Genomic DNA, 18,372 nt, shown 5'->3' on the forward strand with positions numbered 1-18,372 from the left:
CTGGACGGCGGCTCTGCTCGCGGTGCCCCGGGCGAGCCGTGGACGGTGCCGTTCGCTGCTGGTTCCCTGCTTGACCTGCCCGGGCGGCGGACAGAGGATCAAGGGTCATGACGCAGGGACAGGGCAGTACGGTTGACGGGGTGCTGCGACGCAGCGCCCGACGCACCCCCGCACGGGTCGCGGTGGAGTTCGGCGAGCGCCGCTGGACGTACGCGGAACTCGACGACGCCGTCTCGCGTGCCGCGAGCGTGCTGCTCGGCCAGGGCCTCGGCCGCGGTGACCGGGTCGCAACCTACGGGCACAACTCCGACGCCTACCTGATCGCCTTCCTCGCCTGCGCCCGCGCGGGCCTGGTGCACGTCCCGGTGAACCAGAACCTGACCGGCGACGACCTCGCGTACGTCGTCCGGCAGTCGGGCAGTTCGCTGGTGCTGGCCGACCCCGACCTGACCGCACGACTTCCGCGAGGCGTGCGCGTGTTGCCGCTCCGGGACGCCGAGGACTCGCTGCTCTCCCGGCTCGGTGGGACGGCACCGTACGACGGGCCCGAGCCGCGCACCGAGGACCTCGTGCAGTTGCTGTACACCTCGGGGACCACGGCGCTGCCCAAGGGCGCGATGATGAGCCACCGGGCGCTGGTGCACGAGTACCTGAGCGCGATCGCCGCCCTCGACCTGAGCGCCGGGGACCGGCCCGCGCACGCGCTGCCGCTCTACCACTCCGCCCAGATGCACGTCTTCCTGCTGCCCTACCTGGCGGTCGGCGCCACGAACATCATCCTGTCCGCCCCGGACGGCGACACCCTGTTCGACCTGGTCGAAGCCGGACGGGTCGACAGCCTGTTCGCGCCGCCCACCGTGTGGATCGGCCTGTCCAACCGGCCCGACTTCGCCACCCGCGACCTGAGCGGACTGCGCAAGGCCTACTACGGGGCGTCGATCATGCCGGTGCCCGTACTCGAACGGCTCCGGGAACGGCTGCCGGAACTCGCCCTGTTCAACTGCTTCGGACAGAGCGAGATCGGACCGCTGGCCACCGTGCTCGCCCCCGAGGAGCACAAGGGACGGCTGGACTCCTGCGGCCGGACCGTGCTGTTCGTGGAGGCACGTGTCGTCGACGAGGACGGCCAGGACGTACCCGACGGCACACCCGGTGAAATCGTCTACCGCTCACCCCAGTTGTGCGACGGCTACTGGGAGAAGCCCGAGGAGACCGAAGCGGCGTTCCGGGACGGCTGGTTCCACTCGGGCGACCTCGCGGTGCGCGATTCCGACGGCTACTTCACGATCGTCGACCGGGTCAAGGACGTCATCAACTCCGGGGGTGTACTGGTCGCTTCACGACAGGTGGAGGACGCCCTCTACACCCATGAGGCGGTCGCCGAGGCCGCCGTGATCGGCCTGCCCGACGAACGGTGGGTGGAGGCGGTCACGGCGGTGGTCGTGCCGCGCGGCGAGGTCGACGAGGCCGCTCTGATCGCCCACGTGAAGGAGAGGCTGCCCGCCTTCAAGGCACCGAAGCGGGTCCTGTTCGTGGCCTCGCTGCCCCGCAACGCCAGCGGGAAGATCCTGAAACGGGAGCTGCGGGAGCGGTTCGGGCCCGACGCCTGAGGCCCCGGGCCCACCTCTCCGGCGGCTCAGGGCTGTGGGCCGAACGCCTTCAGAAAGCGGTCCCGGAACTGGTCCATGGCCCACTCCGGGGCGTTGTCCGCGGGCTTCAGACCGTCCGTCCAGCCCCAGCCGGAGACGCGCTTGAGGACCTTCGGGTCGCGGGCGACGATGGTGACGGGCACGTCCTTGTTGGCGGTGCCGCCGGTGACCGTGGGAACCGGCTGGTGGTCGCCGAGGAACACCAGCACGGTGTTGTCGTCGCCGTAGCGCTGCATCCACTGGGTCAGGCTGTCCAGGGAGTACTGGATCGCCTTGCGGTACTCGGTCCGCACCCGCTGCGCGCTCTTCCAGACCTCCGTGGGGTTGGTGCCCTCCTTCTTGATCTTGTAGAAGATCTTGCCGTCGCCGAGGTCCTTCCAGTCGATGATGTGCGCGATGGGCGACCAGGGATTGTGGCTGGACGCCAGGATGATCTCTGCCATGATCGGGTCGCGGTTCTTCTTCCCGTGCTCCAGCTTCTGGAAGGCCTCCAGGCTGAACTGGTCCGGCACCGGGGTCCAGCTGAAGTACGGGCCCTCGTAACCGAGGTGCGTGGAGTCGTAGATGTGGTCGAGGCCGAAGTACTTGCCCTCGGGCCAGGCCTTGCGCACGCCCGGCACGATACCGACCGTGCGCCAGGCACCGGTCTTCTGGAAGTACTTGGTGAGGGTGGCGTGGTCACCGGTGGTCAGGGTCCGGTACCGCTGCTGGTTCTTGATCCACAGGCCGGACAGGAAGGTCGAGTGGGCGAGCCAGCTGCCGGCGCCCGTGACGGGCGACCTCAGCCAGCCGCTCTGCGCCGCGAACCCGGCCGACTTGAGCCGGGCGTTCCCCTCCGTGAGGGTCCGGTCGATCTCCGGTGCCATCGCCGGGTTGTCGATCGCCACCCGGCCGTAGCTCTCGATGAAGGTGAACAGCACGTCCTTGCCACGCAGTCCGGTCAGCAGCTGGCCGGACGGGGTCTTGGCGTAGGCGTCGACCGCGAGTTGCTTCCTGAACACGTCGGCGTCCCCGAGCCCTTCGCGGACGTACTGCACGCGGTTGGCGAGGAACTGGCTGTAGCCGTTGGTGGCGATGGGGACACCGGCGAACTGCACGCCCAGCGTGAAGCAGGTGATCCACACGACGCCGAGGACCAGCGTGGTGCGTACCGCCACGGCCCGGTGCCGGGCCATCATGTTCGACAGCCGCACCATCGTCAGTGCGCTCAGCACCAGCACGGCGATGAGCAGGACGATCGCGCCGATCACCGCGAGGACCTCACCCGCGTGACCGAACGAGTCCTTCACCCAGTCCGCCGCGTCGGTCAGCAGGACCCAGTCGAAGACCAGGTCGAAGGGCCGGGCCAGGGTCTGGTAGAAGCCCATGTCCAGGCACTTGAGCACGGTCGACAGGCCGAGGAGCGACCCGGCGGCGACGGCCGCGACGCGCCGGGCCCTCGCCGGCAGCACGAGCAGGAGGATCGCGAGGAAGAGAGCTTCGACGGGGAGGCGGAAGAAGCCCTGGAGGGTGAACCGGTCGAGCCGGTCGGGCACGAGGATCGCCACGAGCACGAACACCGCGGCCAGCACGTGCGTTCCCACCCGCACCCAGGCCGCGGCACGTGGCGGCAGCTGACGCCGCCGGAACCGGCCGGGGCGGGAGGAGGCGGTGGTGTCGGCGGTGGGTTCGGTTTCGGCTGAGGGCGTCGGAGATGCCGAGGCGGATGTCGACGTGGCTGAGGGGGCGGTGTGCGGCTCGTCGGCGTCGGTGGGCGCGGGCGCATCGGGGGAAGCGGGAGAACCGGAGGAGGGGCTGTCGTCGGCCGGGACGGGGCGGGAGCCGGTGGACGCCGCGGCCGCCTCGCCGTGCTCGCGCGCGCCGGACGCCTGGCCCTCGGCGGTCGACCGGCGGTGTTCGTCCTGGCCGGTTGCCCGGCTCTCGGCCGTCGCCTCGCCGGACGCCGCGGCCGCCGCTGCGCCCGCTGACGGGGCCTCAGGTGCTTCCGCCGTGGTCTCCGCCGGTGCTTCTGTTCCGGCCTCCGCCCGTGCCGCTCCCGGCTCGGCCCCTGTCCGAGATTCGGCCCCGGCCCCGGCCCCGGCCCCGGCCCCGGCCCCGGCCCCGGCCCCGGCCCCGGCCCCGGCCCCGGCCCCGGCCTCGGCCCCGGCCTCGTTCCCGGCCCCGGCCCCGGCCTCGTTCCCGGCCTCGGTCCCGGCCCCGGCCTCGGTCCCCGCCTCGGTCCCGGCCCCGGCCTCGTTCCCGGCCTCGGTCCCGGCCCCGGCCTCGGTCCCCGCCTCGGTCCCGGCCCCGGCCTCGGTCCCCGCCTCGGCCCCGGCCCCGGCCCCGGCCTCGTTCCCGGCCTCGTTCCCGGCCTCGGTCCCGGCGTCGGCCTCGGCCTCGGCCCCGGCCCGTGTCCGGGCCTCGGGCTGTGCCTCTGCGTTTCCCTCTGTCTCGGGCGCGGCCCCTTCCGGGGCGCCCGTGGGGTGTCCGTCCGGCGCGGCGCCCGGCGCGGGGTCGTCCGTCGGCGCCGGTGATGCCGCCTCCGCCCGGTCCGGGACCGGCGCGTCCGCGTCCGTGTCCAGTTGCTGGCGAGGGGGCGTGAGGTGCGACACCCGTAGGTCCTTCCGTGCGAAGCCCGGTGCTGGCGCGACGGCCCGGACCCGCAGGTCACGACCGCCAATCTCGCGTACGGCCGCACGTAACCCCGCGTTCAACCAACCGGGTCAACCGCGCGCAAAGAGTACGCCCGGCTCCCGCCACGTCGCCCCGTGGGTGCCGCTACCGGTCCGCCGCGATCGCCACTTCCCGCGCCCACCGGTAGTCGGCCTTCCCGCTCGGCGAGCGCTGCACCGACTCCGTGATGACCAGCTGGCGCGGGATCTTGTACCCGGCGAGATGGGTGCGGCAGTGCGACTGGATGTCCTCCAGCGACGGACGCGGCGCCCCCTCGCGCAACTGCACCACCGCCGCCACATGACTGCCCCACTTCGCGTCCGGCACGCCGGCCACCAGCACGTCGTACACATCGGGATGTGACTTCAGCGCCTGCTCGACCTCCTCCGGGTACACCTTCTCGCCCCCGGTGTTGATGCACTGCGAGCCCCGGCCGAGGACGGTGACCACGCCGTCCTCGTCGACGGTCCCCATGTCGCCCAGCAGCACCCAGCGCACGCCGTCCTTCTCGAAGAAGGTCTCGGCGGTCTTCCGCGGGTCGTTGTAGTAGCCGAGCGGCACATGGCCGCTCTGGGCGACCCGGCCGATCTCACCGACCGCGACCGGCTCATGGGTCGCCGGGTCGACGACCTGCGTACGGGAGTTGACGCGGACCCGGAACCGGCTGCCCGCCCCCGAGTCGTCGGTCGCCGTGCCGTTGAACCCGGACTCGGACGACCCGAAGTTGTTCAACAGCACGGCGTTCGGCACGAGTTCGCTGAACTGACGACGTACGGTCTCGGAGAGGATCGCACCCGAGGAGGAGACGCTGAACAGCGCGGAGCAGTCCGTGCCCTTCATCGGCCCGGCGAGGGCGTCGATCAGCGGCCGCAGCATCGCGTCGCCGACCAGGGACATGCTGGTCACCTTCTCCTTCTCGATCGTCCTCAGCACCTCCTCGGCCACGAACTTGCGGTGGATGACGACGCGCTGCCCGAAGTTGAAGCCGATGAACGAGGTCAGGGTGGACGTGCCGTGCATCAGCGGCGGAGTGGGGAAGAAGGTGATCCCGGTGCCGCCCGCCGCCACCCGCTCGGCCAGTTCCTCCGGTCGCCGCACCGGCTCACCGGTCGGCGCGCCCCCGCCGAGTCCCGCGAAGAAGAGATCCTCCTGACGCCACATCACGCCCTTGGGCATGCCGGTGGTGCCGCCGGTGTAGATGATGAACTGGTCGTCCGCCGAACGCGCCGGGAACCCGCGCCCGGGTGACCCCGCGGCCTCGGCCTCGGTGAACGCGAGCGCCTTGAGCTCCGACGCCGCCTCGCCCACCCGCACCAGGTGCCGCAGCCTCGGTGCCCGGGGCAGCGCCGCCGCCACCCGGTCCTCGAACTCCGCGTCGAAGATCAGCGCCACCAGGTCGGCGTCCCGGTAGAGGTAGACCAACTCCTCCTCGACGTAGCGGTAGTTCACGTTGACGGGTACGACCCGTGCCTTGAGGCAGCCGAGCACGGTCTGGAGGTACTCCACCCCGTTGTAGAGGTGCAGCCCCAGATGCTCGCCCGGGCGGATCCCGCTGTCGATCAGGTGGTGGCCGATGCGGTTGGCGGCGGCGTCCAGTTCCGCGTAGGTGAGCCGGCGTTCCGCGCCCGTGCCCGGATGGTCGATGTACACGAGTGCCTCGCGGTCCGCGGCCACGTCGACGACCGACTCGAACAGATCGGCAAGGTTGTACTCCACCGTTCCTCCTGACCCCGGCAACCGTGACGAAGAAAGGCGCGCCTGTCGGTTCGCCGGTCATCAGAGCAAAGGGCGCGGCAAGTGGGAAGGGTTCGCGCGAAGAAATCTGACTGGCTGTCAGAAAACCCTTGAACTGCCCCCCTCGCTACTGCAACCTGTTCTCGTTCTGGCAGAGGGGAGAGGTCCATGGGTGGTACGGAACACCTCACCGTGCGGCGCGAGGGCGCCACGCTGGTGCTCACGCTCAACAGGCCCGAGGCGAAGAACGCCCTGTCGATCTCCATGCTCGTCGGCCTGTACGACGGCTGGATCGAGGCGGACGAGGACGACGAGGTCCGCTCCGTCGTGCTCACCGGGGCCGGGGGCGCCTTCTGCGCCGGGATGGACCTCAAGGCGCTGGCCGGGCAGGGCATGGCGGGGGAGCACCTCCGTGACCGGCTTAAGGCCGACCCGGATCTGCACTGGAAGGCGATGCTGCGCCATCATCGCCCGCGCAAACCGGTGATCGCCGCGGTCGAGGGCTACTGCGTCGCGGGCGGCACCGAGATCCTCCAGGGCACCGACATCCGGGTCGCGGGCGAGTCCGCGACCTTCGGACTGTTCGAGGTCCGGCGGGGGCTCTTCCCGATCGGCGGCTCCACCGTCCGGCTGCAGCGCCAGATCCCGCGCACCCACGCGCTGGAGATGCTGCTGACCGGGCGGCGGTACACGGCCCGGGAGGCCGCCGACATCGGGCTCGTCGGCCATGTCGTGCCCGACGGTGGTGCGCTCGACAAGGCGCTGGAGATCGCCGAGCAGGTCAACGCGTGCGGTCCGCTGGCCGTGGAGGCGGTCAAGGCGTCCGTGTACGAGACGGCGGAGATGACGGAGGCCGACGGGCTGGCGGCGGAACTCGAACGCGGGTGGCCGATCTTCGACACCGCCGACGCGAAGGAAGGGGCGCGTGCGTTCGCGGAGAAGCGGGCGCCTGACTACAAGCGTGCGTGATTTCGCCGTCGTAGGTGCGCCGCCCATCGACCCGGTCAAAGAGGAGCCCCCATGCCCGAAGTGCTCAAAGCCCCCCTCGTCGTCGAATTCCCGTTCACCCGTTCCCTCGGCCCCGTGCAGAGCGCCTTTCTCACCGGGCTGCGCGAGCGCGTCGTCCTCGGGGTGAGGACCGGCGACGGACGCACACTCGTCCCCCCGGTCGAGTACGACCCCGTCACCGCCGAGGAGATCCGCGACCTCGTCGCCGTGGGCGCCACCGGCACCGTCACCACCTGGGCCTGGAACCACGAACCCCGTCGCGGGCAGCCGCTCGGCACGCCCTTCGCCTGGGTGCTGGTCCGGCTCGACGGGGCCGACACCGCCCTGCTGCACGCCCTCGACGTGCCGGGGCCCGACGCCGTGCACACGGGCATGCGGGTCCGGATCCGCTGGGCCGAGGAGCGCACCGGCGCCATCACCGACATCGCCTGCTTCGAGCCGTACGACGGCGAGGACCGCACCGTCACCCTCCACGCGGGGGAGTTCGAGGAACCGGTCACCGGCATCGTCGCCCACGCCCGCCTCGACTACACCTACTCGCCCGGCCGCGCCCAGACCGCCTACATCAACGCCCTCTCGTCGCGGCGGACCGTGGGGGAGCGCTGCCCCTCCTGCCGGAAGGTGTACGTCCCGCCGAGGGGCGCGTGTCCCACCTGCGGGGTCGCCACGGCGGAACAGGTCGAGGTGGGCCCCGGGGGCACGGTCACCACCTTCTGCATCGTCAACATCAAGGCGAAGAACCTCGACATCGAGGTGCCGTACGTCTACGCGCACATCGCCCTGGACGGCGCCGGCCTCGCCCTGCACGGCCGGATCGGCGGCATCCCCTACGACCAGGTGCGGATGGGCCTCAGGGTCGAGCCGGTGTGGACCGAGGGCGCCCGCTATCCCGACCACTACCGGCCCACCGGCGAACCCGACGCGGACTACGACACGTACAAGGAGCTGCTGTGACGCGTGACATAGCGCTGGTCGCCTTCGCGCAGACCGATCACCGGCGCACCAGCGAGGAGCTCTCCGAGGTGGAGATGCTCATGCCGGTGCTGCACGACGTCCTCGCCCAGACCGGCCTGCGGACCGCCGACATCGGCTTCACCTGCTCCGGATCGAGCGACTACCTGGCCGGCCGCGCCTTCTCCTTCACCCTGGCCCTCGACGGGGTGGGGGCCTGGCCGCCGATCTCCGAGTCGCACGTCGAGATGGACGGCGCCTGGGCCCTGTACGAGGCCTGGACCAAGCTGCTCACCGGGGACGCCGACACCGCCCTCGTCTACTCCTACGGCAAGTCCTCGCCCGGCTCGGTCCGGGACGTGCTCACCCGGCAGCTCGACCCCTACTACGTGGCGCCCCTGTGGCCGGACTCCGTCGCCCTCGCCGCGCTCCAGGCACAGGCGCTCATCGACACGGGAGAGACCGACGAGCCCGCGCTGGCCGCCGTCGGCGCCCGCAGCAGAGCGGACGCCGCCGCCAACTCCCATGCGCAGCTGCGGGGGCCGGTGCCCCAGGGGGACTACCTCGTACGCCCCCTGCGCACCGGTGACTGCCCGCCCATCGGGGACGGTGCCGCCGCCGTGATCCTGGCGGCGGGGGACCGCGCCCGGGACCTGTGCGCCCGGCCCGCCTGGATCCGGGGCATCGACCACCGCATCGAGGCGCACGGCCTCGGCGTGCGCGACCTGACCGACTCGCCGTCCGCGCGGCTCGCCGCCGAGAAGGCCGGTGCCTTCGAACGGCCGGTGGACACCGCCGAGTTGCACGCGCCGTTCAGCTCCCAGGAGGTCGTGCTGCGCAAGGCGCTGCGGCTCGGCGACGACGTGTCGGTCAACCCGTCCGGCGGGGCGCTGGCCGCCAACCCGATCATGGCGGCCGGACTGATCCGCATCGGCGAGGCCGCCGCCCGCATCCACCGGGGCGAGTCCGACCGCGCCCTCGCCCACGCCACCTCCGGACCCTGCCTGCAGCAGAACCTGGTCGCCGTACTCGAAGGGGACCCGGTCGGGAATCCCGCCTCGGAAGGGGATCAGCGATGAGCAAGGAACCCGTGGCCGTCGTCGGGATCGGCCAGACCAAGCACGTCGCGGCGCGCCGGGACGTCTCGATCGCGGGACTCGTCCGCGAGGCCGCGCTGCGCGCCCTTGAGGACGCCGAGTTGACGTGGGCCGACATCGACGCCGTGGTCATCGGCAAGGCCCCCGACTTCTTCGAGGGCGTGATGATGCCGGAGCTGTACCTGGCGGACGCGCTGGGAGCGGTGGGCAAACCCATGCTGCGGGTCCACACGGCGGGGTCGGTGGGCGGTTCGACCGCGCTGGTCGCGGCCAACCTCGTGGCCGCCCGCGTGCACTCCACCGTGCTGACCCTCGCCTTCGAGAAGCAGTCCGAGTCCAACGCCATGTGGGGGCTCTCCCTGCCCATCCCCTTCCAGCAGCCGCTGCTGGCCGGAGCGGGCGGCTTCTTCGCGCCCCACGTCCGGGCCTACATGCGGCGCAGCGGCGCCCCCGACACCGTCGGCTCGCTGGTCGCCTACAAGGACCGCCGCAACGCGCTCAAGAACCCCTACGCCCACCTGCACGAGCACGACATCACCCTGGAGAAGGTCCAGGCGTCCCCCATGCTCTGGGACCCCATCCGCTACTCGGAGACCTGCCCGTCCTCCGACGGCGCCTGCGCCATGGTCCTCACCGACCGCGCCGGAGCCGCGCGCTCCCCGAAACCGCCGGCCTGGATGCTGGGCGGTGCCATGCGCAGCGAGCCCACCCTGTTCGCCGGCAAGGACGCCGTGTCACCGCAGGCCGGCAAGGACTGCGCGGCGGACGTCTACCGGCAGGCCCAGATCGCCGACCCGCGCCGGGACATCGACGCCGTCGAGATGTACGTGCCGTTCTCCTGGTACGAACCCATGTGGCTGGAGAACCTGGGCTTCGCCGACGAGGGGGAGGGCTGGAAACTCACCGAATCGGGGGTCACGGAACTCGACGGTGACCTCCCCGTCAACATGTCGGGCGGGGTGCTCTCCACCAATCCGATCGGCGCCTCCGGCATGATCCGGTTCGCCGAGGCGGCCCTCCAGGTCCGCGGCCAGGCCGGAGAACACCAGGTGGACGGCGCGCGGAAGGTGCTCGGGCACGCCTACGGCGGCGGTTCGCAGTTCTTCGCGATGTGGCTGGTGGGCGCGGAGGCCCCGGACTCCTGAAAGGAGCCGTCGACGTGGCCTGTTGAGTGCCGGAACCGAAAGCTAGGCTGGCCCGCGGACGACGAATTCGGGAGGAGCACGGACGTGGCCGAGAGCACCATCCAGCAGCAGCCGGTACGGGGCTGGGACAAGCCGGAGCTGGACCTCAGCGGGGCCGATTGGCAGTCCAGCAGCCGTGGCCGGGGGGATGTCCAGATCGCCTTTGTCGAGGGATTCATCGCGATGCGCAACAGCGGCCGGCCGGAGAGCCCCTCCCTGATCTTCACCCCCGCCGAATGGGGGGCCTTCGTGTCGGGCGCCCGGGAGGGCGAGTTCGACCTCACCTGAGCCGAGGATTTCCGGACACGTGACCGGCAGGGCCGTTCCGGGGCCGCCGCCTGCGACAGGCTGGCCCCGGACGGGAAGGTCGCATTCCGGAGGTGAGGGACGATGAGCACTGCGCCGGTCATCGCCGCGGTGGACGGTTCGGACGACAGCCTGCGCGCCCTGGACTGGGCGGTGACCGCGGCCCGGCGGCGGGACGCTCCGCTGCGCGTGGTGCATGTCCGTCAGTACGCCGCCTGGGGCCAGCCCGACGTCCTGGTCGCCTCAGAGCCCGACGCGGTGGGCGACCCGGTGCTGGACGGGGTCCGCGAGCGGCTGCGGGCCGTCGCCGGGCCCCTCACCGTCGAGTACGTCGCCCTGGAGGGCGCCCCCGCCGCGCTGTTGCCCGAACTGGGCGCCGACGCCCGGCTGCTGGTGCTCGGCTCCCGCGGCCGGGGCGGCTTCACCGGCCTGCTGCTGGGCTCCAACGGCATGGCCGCCGCCCGCGACGCCGGGTGCCCGGTGGTCGTCGTACCGCGGCCCGGTCGGCAGGTGCACGAGGAACTGCGGACCGAGCCAGGGCCCCGGGTCGTGGTCGGCCTCGACGTGGACAGCCCCGACGGGGCGACCCTCGGCCTGGCCTTCGCCGAGGCCGCCTGGCGCGGCGCCCGGCTGCAGGTGATCGCCGGCTATCCGTGGCCGGTGCAGTCCTGGATCGCGGTCGGCGGCCTGGCCCCGCCGGCCGTCGACCAGGGGGAGGTCGAACGGGAGACCCGCACCCTCGCCGAGGGCTTCCTCGCCCCGCACCTCAAGGACCACCCGAACGTGGGAACCGAGATCCTGGCGCTGCCCGGCGACGCGGCCGGCCTGCTGGTCGCCGCCTCCAAGGACGCCGAGCTGGTCGTCGTCGGCCGCCACCGGCGGCGCCTGCTCGCTCCGGCCCGCATGCTGGGCTCGGTCACCCACGCCGTGCTGCTGCACGCCGCCTGTCCGGTCGCCGTGGTCCCCCCGTCGCCACCCGAGCCGTGATGTCAAGGCCCCTGAGCCAGTTACCGTCAGTAGGGAGCGGATCATCGCCTTCGGGCGTACGCTGAGCTGCCTGCAAGCCACGGTGCGCGCCGGCTCCCCGCGCCCGCGTCCCACCGTGGCGGGGGGTGGTCATGGGACAGCGGGTCCTGCGGAACCGACGGACGCTCTACGAGCGTGAGGGCGAACTCGCCGCCGTCGACGAGGCGTTGGCCGAGCTCGCCGGGCTCGATGGACGGGCCGGGCCCACCGGGCCGAGCTCCGACGGCGCGCCACCGGCCGACCGTCCGCGCGGGGCGCTCCTCGCCTTCGCGGGCCGCGCCGGCATCGGCAAGACCACCCTGCTCGCCGAGGTCCGTCGGCGGGCCGCCGCCCAGGGCTGCACCGTGCTCTCCGCCCGCGGCGGCGACCAGGAACAGCGCGTCGCCTTCCACGTCGCCCGCCAGCTGCTGCAACCCCGCCTCGCCGGTGCGCCCGAGGCGGAACTGCGTGCCTCCCTGGGCAGTTGGTACGACATCGTCGGCCCCGCCCTCGGCCTGTGCGCCCCCACCGAGGGTGCCCCGCCCGACCAGCAGGGCCTGCGCGACGGGCTGGACTGGGTGCTCACCCACCTGGTCGTGCGCCAGGCCCCGATGGTCCTCGTCCTCGACGACGCGCACTGGGCCGACCCCGAATCCCTAGGCTGGCTGGCCGCGTTCGCACCCCGGGCCGAGCAACTCCCGCTGCTCGTCGTCGTCGCGTACCGGCCCGACGAACTCCCCGAGCACGCCGACGCGTTCCGCGGCCTGCCCGGACGGGCCGGCGGCCGCCCGCACGGCCTCGAACCGCTCAGCGCCGACGCCGTCGCCGGTCTGGTGCGCGAGAGCCTCGGCGACCACGCCGACGACGCCTTCTGCCACGAGTGCTGGGCCGTCACCTCCGGCAACCCCTTCGAGACCGTCGAACTGACGGCCAAGGTCCACGACCGGGGCCTGGACCCCACCGAAGCCGGCGCACCCCTGCTGCGCGACCTCGCCGCCGCCGTCAAGGGCAGCGGCCTGATCGCCCGCATCGAACGCCTCGGCCCCTCCGCCGTCCGGTTCGCCTGGGCCTGCGCCGTCCTCGGCACCGAGATCCACCCCGCGCTGGCCGCCGCCGTCGCCGGGCTCGGCCACGAGGAGGCCGCCGACGCCGCCGACGCCCTGCGCGGCGCGCGCGTCCTCACCGGCGCCGAGACCCTGGAGTTCGTCCACCCGCTGATCGCCACCGCCGTCTACCGGGCCATCCCACCCGCCACCCGCGTCGCCCTGCACGGTCAGGCCGCCTGGTGCGTGACCGACGACGGCCAGGGCGCCACCGCCGCCGCCCGGCACCTCCTGGAGACCCACCCCGAGGGCGACGCCTGGGTCGTGCGGCAACTGCGCGCCGCCGCCGGCGAGACCCTCCGGGCGGGCGCCCCCGACGCGGCCCGCCGCTACCTCGCCCGCGCCCTGCGCGAACCCCCGCCGGCCACGGAGCGAGCCGCCGTCCTGCACGAACTGGGCAGCGCCTCCCTGCTCACCGAACCGGCCACCACCGTCAACCACCTGCGCGCCGCCCTCCAGGAACCCATCGCCGAGCCCGCCCTGCGGCACCGCATCGTCTACCGCCTCTCCCAGGTCCTCGCGCACAGCGACCGCCTCGCGGAGGCGTCCGAGACCCTCGCCCACGAGATCCGGCTGACCGGTGACGCCCGGGTCCGGCTGCGGATGCTCTCCGAGCAGTTCATGTGGGACGCCTTCCGTGCCGACGAACCCGACCACCCCTCCCGCTCCCGCCGCCTGGCCAGGCTCGCCGACCGCCTGCAGGGCCGCGACCTCACCGAGCGGTACATCATCGGCCTGCGCACCTGGGACGCCATCCAGCGCGGCGAACCCGCGGCCACCGCCCTGCACCACGCCGAACGCGCCCTCGCCGGGGGCCTCGGCTGGACCGAGGCGGACCGCGGTTTCGAGGTGCCGGTGCTGGTCGCGCTCGCCTTCATGTACGCCGACCGGCCCGACCGCACCGAGGAACTCTTCGCCGCCGGGATCGCCGACTACGAACGCCAGGGCTGGCGCGGCGGGCACCTCTCCTTCGCCTACACGCTCCTCGGCTACCTCCGCTACCGGCGCGGCCGCCTCGCCGAGGCGGAGGACCTCGCCCGCTCCGGACTGCGCCTCGCCGAACGCGTGGGACCCGGCACGCCCGCCCACTGGTACGCCCTCGGCACCCTCATCCAGACCCTCATCGCGCGGGGCCGCACCGAGGAGGCCACCCGGCTGGCCGAGGACCACTCCTTCCGGGAGCCCTTCCCGGCCGCCGTGGTCTTCCCCGACGCCCAGACGGTCCACGGCGAACTGCTGCTCGCCCGCGGACTCACCAAGGCCGCGGCGGCCGAGCTCACCGCGGCCGGCCGCCGCCTCGAACCCCGCGGCATCCGCAACCCCGCGTGGTGCCCCTGGCAGCTCCACCTGGCCCGGGCCGAGGCCGGCGAGGCACCGGAACGCGCCCTCGCCACGGCGCTGGAGGCGGTGCGCCGGGCCCGCCAGTTCGGCGCGCCGTCGGCCGTCGGCCAGGCGCTGCGCACGGCGGCGGAGGTCTCGACGGGCGAGGCGCGCGTGCGGTACCTGGAGGAGGCGGTGGCCCACCTGGACGGGTCTCCGGCGGCCTACGAACTGGCCTGCGCGCTCGTGTCCCTGGGCACGGAACTGCACAGCGCCGACCACCTCCGCAGGGGCCTGGCGGCCGCCGAGCAGTGCGGGGCGGACGGCTTGGCGACCAGGGCGCGCGCCGAGCTGGCGGGAAAGGAGCGGGCGCCCCTGTAGCGGGCACCGACGGCGCCGCTCCCGGCCCCGACCCGCGACCGGCCCCCGGCTCCGGCCTCCTCCGCCTGCGCGGGCCCGTACCATGGAGCGCATGTCGTTCCTCCGTCGCCGCAGCGCCACTCCCGCCGGCCCCGACTTCGACGTACTGGCCATGGACCCGGGCGACTGGCCCGGCAACCTCGGCGCCGGGCTGCTGCCCGCCCCCGACGGCACCTGCCAGGGCGTCTTCCTGCGCTACGACCTCTTCGGCGGCCGCGGCCCCGCGATGATCATCGGCAACCTCCCCGAGGGCTCCCCGGCCCGCGAGGTGGCGGAGGGCGAGATCCCGTTCGAGGTCGGCCAGCTCCTCCTCGCCCTGGAGAACGACGAGGACGTCACCGTCGTGGGCACCGAGGACATGCCCGTGCTCCAGGGCGACAACCTGCTGATCGTGCGGCGGCTCAAGCTCTCCGAGAGCCGGATCTCCTGCGTCCAGTTCGACCGCAGCGACGGGGTCCTCGTGACCATCGCCGCCTGGGACCGTCCCATCACGGACGACCTGTACGCCCTGCTGAAGCCGCTCCCGGCGGAGCTTTTCCAGCAGGGCTGAGACCGGTCAGCCGCGCGGGTGCCGTCCGATCCGCGGGGACGGCACCACGTCCACGTCGGCCGCCCGGACGAACTCGACCCGGTGGCCGTACTGGATCTCGTAGTACAGGTCCTTGCCCACCACGACCCGGTGCGAGTCGGTGGCGAAGGTGGTCGCGTAGAGGTACTCACCCGGCACCGCGTCCCCGACCACGTACGCCTGGCCCGCCGGGATCGTGTACGGCAGCGGGGAGATCGACTGGGCGGGCACCCCGGACGGGTAGGCCGACGTCTCCGGATAGGCACGGCCGTACACGGGGACGCTTTTCAGACCGGCCTTGGGAGTGACCACCAAGCCCGCCGCGCTCACCGCCGTCGGGTCCGTGGCGGAGTTCCTGAACCACGCCTTCTGCCCCAGGTACCAGATCGCCGTCCAGTCGCCCCAGGTGTCCGCCACGGCGTACTGCTGACCCGTGGAGACTCGGGAGGAGAGGTCGTTCACGTCGGTCGTGGGCGTGGTACCCACACCGACGTCCTTGATCAGCGCCGAGCTCTCGTCGTGGTCGGAGTACAGCCGTAGCTCGCCGGAACCGTGCGCGGCGCACGGCTGGCCCTTGCCGACGCAGCCCGTGTACGCGGGCTGGTTCGTGGCGTAGTCCGGGAGGACCGTCACCAGACCGCCCGTCTTGCCTGCGGTGCGCTTGAAGGGGTGTTCGAGCAGCTCGAAGTAGTGGCGCCAGTCCCAGTACGGGCCCGGGTCGGTGTGCATCCCGGGGATCGAGGACGTGGTGGGGCCCGGTACGTTCTCGTGGCCGAGGATGTGCTGGCGGTCCAGCGGGATGCCGTACTTGTCGGTGAGGTACCTGACCAGCCGGGCCGAGGACCGGTACATCGCCTCCGTGTACCAGGCGTCCGGCGCGGCGAGGAAGCCCTCGTGCTCGATGCCGATCGACTTGGAGTTGATGTACCAGTTGCCGGCGTGCCAGGCCACGTCCTTGGCCTTGACGTGCTGGGCGATCAGACCGTCGGTCGAGCGGATGGTGTAGTTCCAGGACACGTAGGCCGGGTCCTGGACCAGTTTCACGGTCTCGTCCCAGGTGCCTTCGGTGTCATGGATGACGATGTACCTGATGCCCTGCGACGCCGGCCGGTCCCCGAGGTCGTGGTTGCCGTAGTCGTCGGTCCCGAACTGCGCATACGGGGCCGGGATCGACTCGCATGACACCGTTGTCGGGCACTCCGTGTCGTCCGCCGCTGTCGTGCGCAGCCCGGTCAGCCTCAGCTGCCCGGTGTCGGCCCGGACGCCCGGCTGCGCGGCCAGGGCGACGAGCTGACCGGCGTCGGTGGTGCGCGCCTGGCCCGTGCGCAGGACGTCGAACACGTCGTTGGCGTACGCCGCCGCGGTGGCCGTGTCGTCGGCGCCGGAGAAGCGGGCGACCGCGCCGTACCAGTGTGCCGGGTCGGCGCTGAGCGGTTCGCCCATCTCCCGCTGGGCCGCGGCGAGCAGGGCGGCGCCGCCGGCCACGTTCGCCGCCGGGTCGGTGCGCAGCCGCTCGGCGGGGATGCCGGTCAGCCCGGCGGCCTTCGGCAGCGTCCTGAGGCGGGCCGGCAGCACGGAGTCCGCGGGCACCCTGACCCGGGGGTGCAGGGCGGGACGGGCGCTGTCGCCGCGGGCGTCCTCGGTGCCGTCGGCGAAGTGCTCGGCCGCGGTGGCCAGCGCGGTGCGCGCATCGGTCAGGTGCATCGGCCCGTAGCCGCCGGACACGCTCGGTGCGCCGCCGTGGCCGTCCCAGCGGGACTGGAGGTAGGAGACGGCCAGCAGGACGCTCTGCGGCACGCGGTACTCGGTGGCGGCGGACGCGAACGCGCGCTGCAGCGCTTCGGCGGGCGACGCGGCGGTGCTCGGGGGCGGAGCCGCGCCCAGCAACGGCAGCAGCAGCGCCGCGGCGGCTACGGCGCCGGCCGTCCTGCGCGTACGTCTGCCGCGGTGGGCGGGACATGGCTCGCTGACAGATCCTCGCAATGCGGCCTCCTGGGGCGTGGTACCGGCTTGCCGACGGCCCGTCAATCATGCCCACAGGGAGGACAATTCATATGTCATACGATGATCGTGGGAGTTTCGCGCCACAGGTCTCCGACCCCTCCGGCATAGCCCCACGCGGCGAGACACAAGAGATCCGCGGTGCCCGGCTGCCCTGAGCGCACCGCGGATCCTCGTCCCCGTCAGCGAGTGCCGACCGCCGCGCGTACGGCCCGGCGGGCCAGCTGGCAGTCGTCGTGCAGCCGCCGGAGCAGCAGCCGCTGTTCCTCGCCGGTCGGCGCGGCGCCCGGGTGGGCCGTGCCCGGCGCCGCCGGGGTCGCGTCGTGCATCGAACGCTGCACGGCGGTCTCGTAGGTCCGGATCTCCCGGGTGAGTACCAGCATCAGGTTCACCAGGAAGGCGTCCCGGGACGCGGGCCCCGCCGACTGGGCGATCTGGCTGATCTGACGGCGCGCCACCGGGGCGTCGCCGAGGACGGACCAGAGCGTCGCCAGGTCGTACCCCGGCAGATACCAGCCCGCGTGCTCCCAGTCCACCAGCACTGGACCGGCCGGGGACAGCAGGATGTTCGAGAGCAGGGCGTCGCCGTGGCAGAACTGGCCCATTCCCTGGCGGCCCGCCGCGACCGCGATGCCGTGCAGCAGTTTCTGCAGGTCACCCATGTCCCGGTCGGTGAGCAGTCCCAGCTCGTGATACCGGGAGATCCGGGCGGCGTAGTCCACCGGGGCGTCGAAGGTGCCCGACGGCGGTCGCCACGCGTTCAGTCGGCAGATCGCGCCCAGCGCGGCCCGGATGTCCGCCCGGGGCGGGGCCTCCGCGGGGTGGCGCTGCATCGCCGCCACCCGGCCGGGCATCCGCTCGATCACCAGGGTGCAGTTGTCCGGGTCCGCCGCGATCAGCCTCGGCACCCGGATCGGCGGCCGGTGCCGGACGAACGAGCGGTATGCGGCTATTTCATGACGGGTCCGCTCCGCCCAGGCGGGGGAGTGGTCCAGGAGACACTTCGCCACGGCCGTGCTGCGCCCCGTCGTACCGACCAGGATCACGGACCGTCCGGTGCGCCGCAGCACCTGGACCGGAGCGAACTCCGGGCAGATCCGGTGCACCGACGCGATCGCGGTGCGCAACTGCGCGCCCTGCGGGCCGGACAGGTCGAGTCTCCCGCTGAGCGGCTGGGTGGCCGGACCCGCCGGGCGCCGTGGCCGGCCCACGACCGGGACGGCGGCCCCCGTACGGGCGGGGTCGAGGTAGGGTCCGCCGCCCGCCGGTCGGGGGCGCAGCGGCCGGGGCGGAGCGGACACGGAGGACGATGCTGCGTACATGGGTGATACAGATCCCTTCGTGTACCTGCGGTGCCTGCCTGAGAAGTCCTGT

13 protein-coding genes are annotated in these 18,372 nt (G+C 72.8%); 9 read left to right on the forward strand and 4 right to left on the reverse strand.

The window, feature by feature from the left end:
- Nucleotides 1–107 precede the first annotated feature (107 nt).
- Complete coding sequence (locus ACZ3KP_RS38845) at nucleotides 108–1,610, forward strand: acyl-CoA synthetase (RefSeq protein WP_467505615.1); 1,503 nt, start codon at nucleotides 108–110, stop codon at nucleotides 1,608–1,610.
- Between the two features lie 26 nt (nucleotides 1,611–1,636).
- Here ACZ3KP_RS38845 and ACZ3KP_RS38850 read toward each other — a convergent pair whose 3' ends face one another.
- Together ACZ3KP_RS38850 and ACZ3KP_RS38855 are read right to left on the reverse strand one after the other, a co-directional pair.
- Nucleotides 1,637–4,240 carry an alkaline phosphatase family protein gene (locus tag ACZ3KP_RS38850; protein ID WP_467505616.1) on the reverse strand — a complete coding sequence of 868 codons (2,604 nt, stop codon included), beginning with the start codon at nucleotides 4,238–4,240 and terminating at the stop codon, nucleotides 1,637–1,639.
- 166 nt (nucleotides 4,241–4,406) lie between these two features.
- Nucleotides 4,407–6,017 carry an acyl-CoA synthetase gene (locus ACZ3KP_RS38855; RefSeq protein ID WP_467505618.1) on the reverse strand — a complete coding sequence of 537 codons (1,611 nt, stop codon included), beginning with the start codon at nucleotides 6,015–6,017 and terminating at the stop codon, nucleotides 4,407–4,409.
- Nucleotides 6,018–6,203: 186 nt separating this feature from the next.
- Here ACZ3KP_RS38855 and ACZ3KP_RS38860 point away from each other — a divergent pair, with 186 nt between their 5' ends.
- The 8 genes from ACZ3KP_RS38860 to ACZ3KP_RS38895 all read left to right on the forward strand — a co-directional run bounded on the left by ACZ3KP_RS38860 (nucleotide 6,204) and on the right by ACZ3KP_RS38895 (nucleotide 14,979).
- The gene (locus ACZ3KP_RS38860) at nucleotides 6,204–7,004 is read left to right on the forward strand and encodes a crotonase/enoyl-CoA hydratase family protein (RefSeq protein ID WP_132887633.1); all 801 of its coding nucleotides are present in this window, start codon (nucleotides 6,204–6,206) and stop codon (nucleotides 7,002–7,004) included.
- Nucleotides 7,005–7,055: 51 nt separating this feature from the next.
- Nucleotides 7,056–7,997 carry a Zn-ribbon domain-containing OB-fold protein gene (locus ACZ3KP_RS38865; protein WP_467505620.1) on the forward strand — a complete coding sequence of 314 codons (942 nt, stop codon included), beginning with the start codon at nucleotides 7,056–7,058 and terminating at the stop codon, nucleotides 7,995–7,997.
- The gene (locus ACZ3KP_RS38870; protein WP_467505622.1) at nucleotides 7,994–9,073 is read left to right on the forward strand and encodes a thiolase domain-containing protein; all 1,080 of its coding nucleotides are present in this window, start codon (nucleotides 7,994–7,996) and stop codon (nucleotides 9,071–9,073) included. Before ACZ3KP_RS38865 ends, ACZ3KP_RS38870 begins: the two co-directional genes overlap by 4 nt.
- The gene (locus tag ACZ3KP_RS38875; protein ID WP_467505623.1) at nucleotides 9,070–10,236 is read left to right on the forward strand and encodes a thiolase domain-containing protein; all 1,167 of its coding nucleotides are present in this window, start codon (nucleotides 9,070–9,072) and stop codon (nucleotides 10,234–10,236) included. Before ACZ3KP_RS38870 ends, ACZ3KP_RS38875 begins: the two co-directional genes overlap by 4 nt.
- Nucleotides 10,237–10,320: 84 nt before the next feature.
- Nucleotides 10,321–10,563 carry a DUF397 domain-containing protein gene (locus ACZ3KP_RS38880; RefSeq protein ID WP_358986716.1) on the forward strand — a complete coding sequence of 81 codons (243 nt, stop codon included), beginning with the start codon at nucleotides 10,321–10,323 and terminating at the stop codon, nucleotides 10,561–10,563.
- A 102-nt stretch (nucleotides 10,564–10,665) separates the two neighbouring features.
- Nucleotides 10,666–11,568 carry a universal stress protein gene (locus ACZ3KP_RS38885; protein ID WP_467505625.1) on the forward strand — a complete coding sequence of 301 codons (903 nt, stop codon included), beginning with the start codon at nucleotides 10,666–10,668 and terminating at the stop codon, nucleotides 11,566–11,568.
- A gap of 131 nt (nucleotides 11,569–11,699) precedes the next feature.
- Nucleotides 11,700–14,390: an ATP-binding protein gene (locus ACZ3KP_RS38890; protein ID WP_467505627.1), complete on the forward strand. Its 2,691-nt coding sequence runs from the start codon at nucleotides 11,700–11,702 to the stop codon at nucleotides 14,388–14,390.
- A gap of 91 nt (nucleotides 14,391–14,481) precedes the next feature.
- Nucleotides 14,482–14,979 carry a glycosyltransferase family protein gene (locus ACZ3KP_RS38895; RefSeq protein ID WP_132887640.1) on the forward strand — a complete coding sequence of 166 codons (498 nt, stop codon included), beginning with the start codon at nucleotides 14,482–14,484 and terminating at the stop codon, nucleotides 14,977–14,979.
- A 6-nt stretch (nucleotides 14,980–14,985) separates the two neighbouring features.
- Here the strand turns inward: ACZ3KP_RS38895 and ACZ3KP_RS38900 are convergent, their stop codons facing one another.
- Nucleotides 14,986–16,980: an N-acetylmuramoyl-L-alanine amidase gene (locus ACZ3KP_RS38900; RefSeq protein ID WP_467505629.1), complete on the reverse strand. Its 1,995-nt coding sequence runs from the start codon at nucleotides 16,978–16,980 to the stop codon at nucleotides 14,986–14,988.
- 200 nt (nucleotides 16,981–17,180) lie between these two features.
- Nucleotides 17,181–18,320, reverse strand: coding sequence for an aminoglycoside phosphotransferase family protein (locus tag ACZ3KP_RS38905; RefSeq protein WP_358986704.1), 1,140 nt, complete (start codon nucleotides 18,318–18,320; stop codon nucleotides 17,181–17,183).
- Between the last annotated feature and the right edge of the window lie 52 nt (nucleotides 18,321–18,372).

The sequence above is a fragment of the Streptomyces sp. NPDC020958 genome (genome assembly GCF_055562175.1).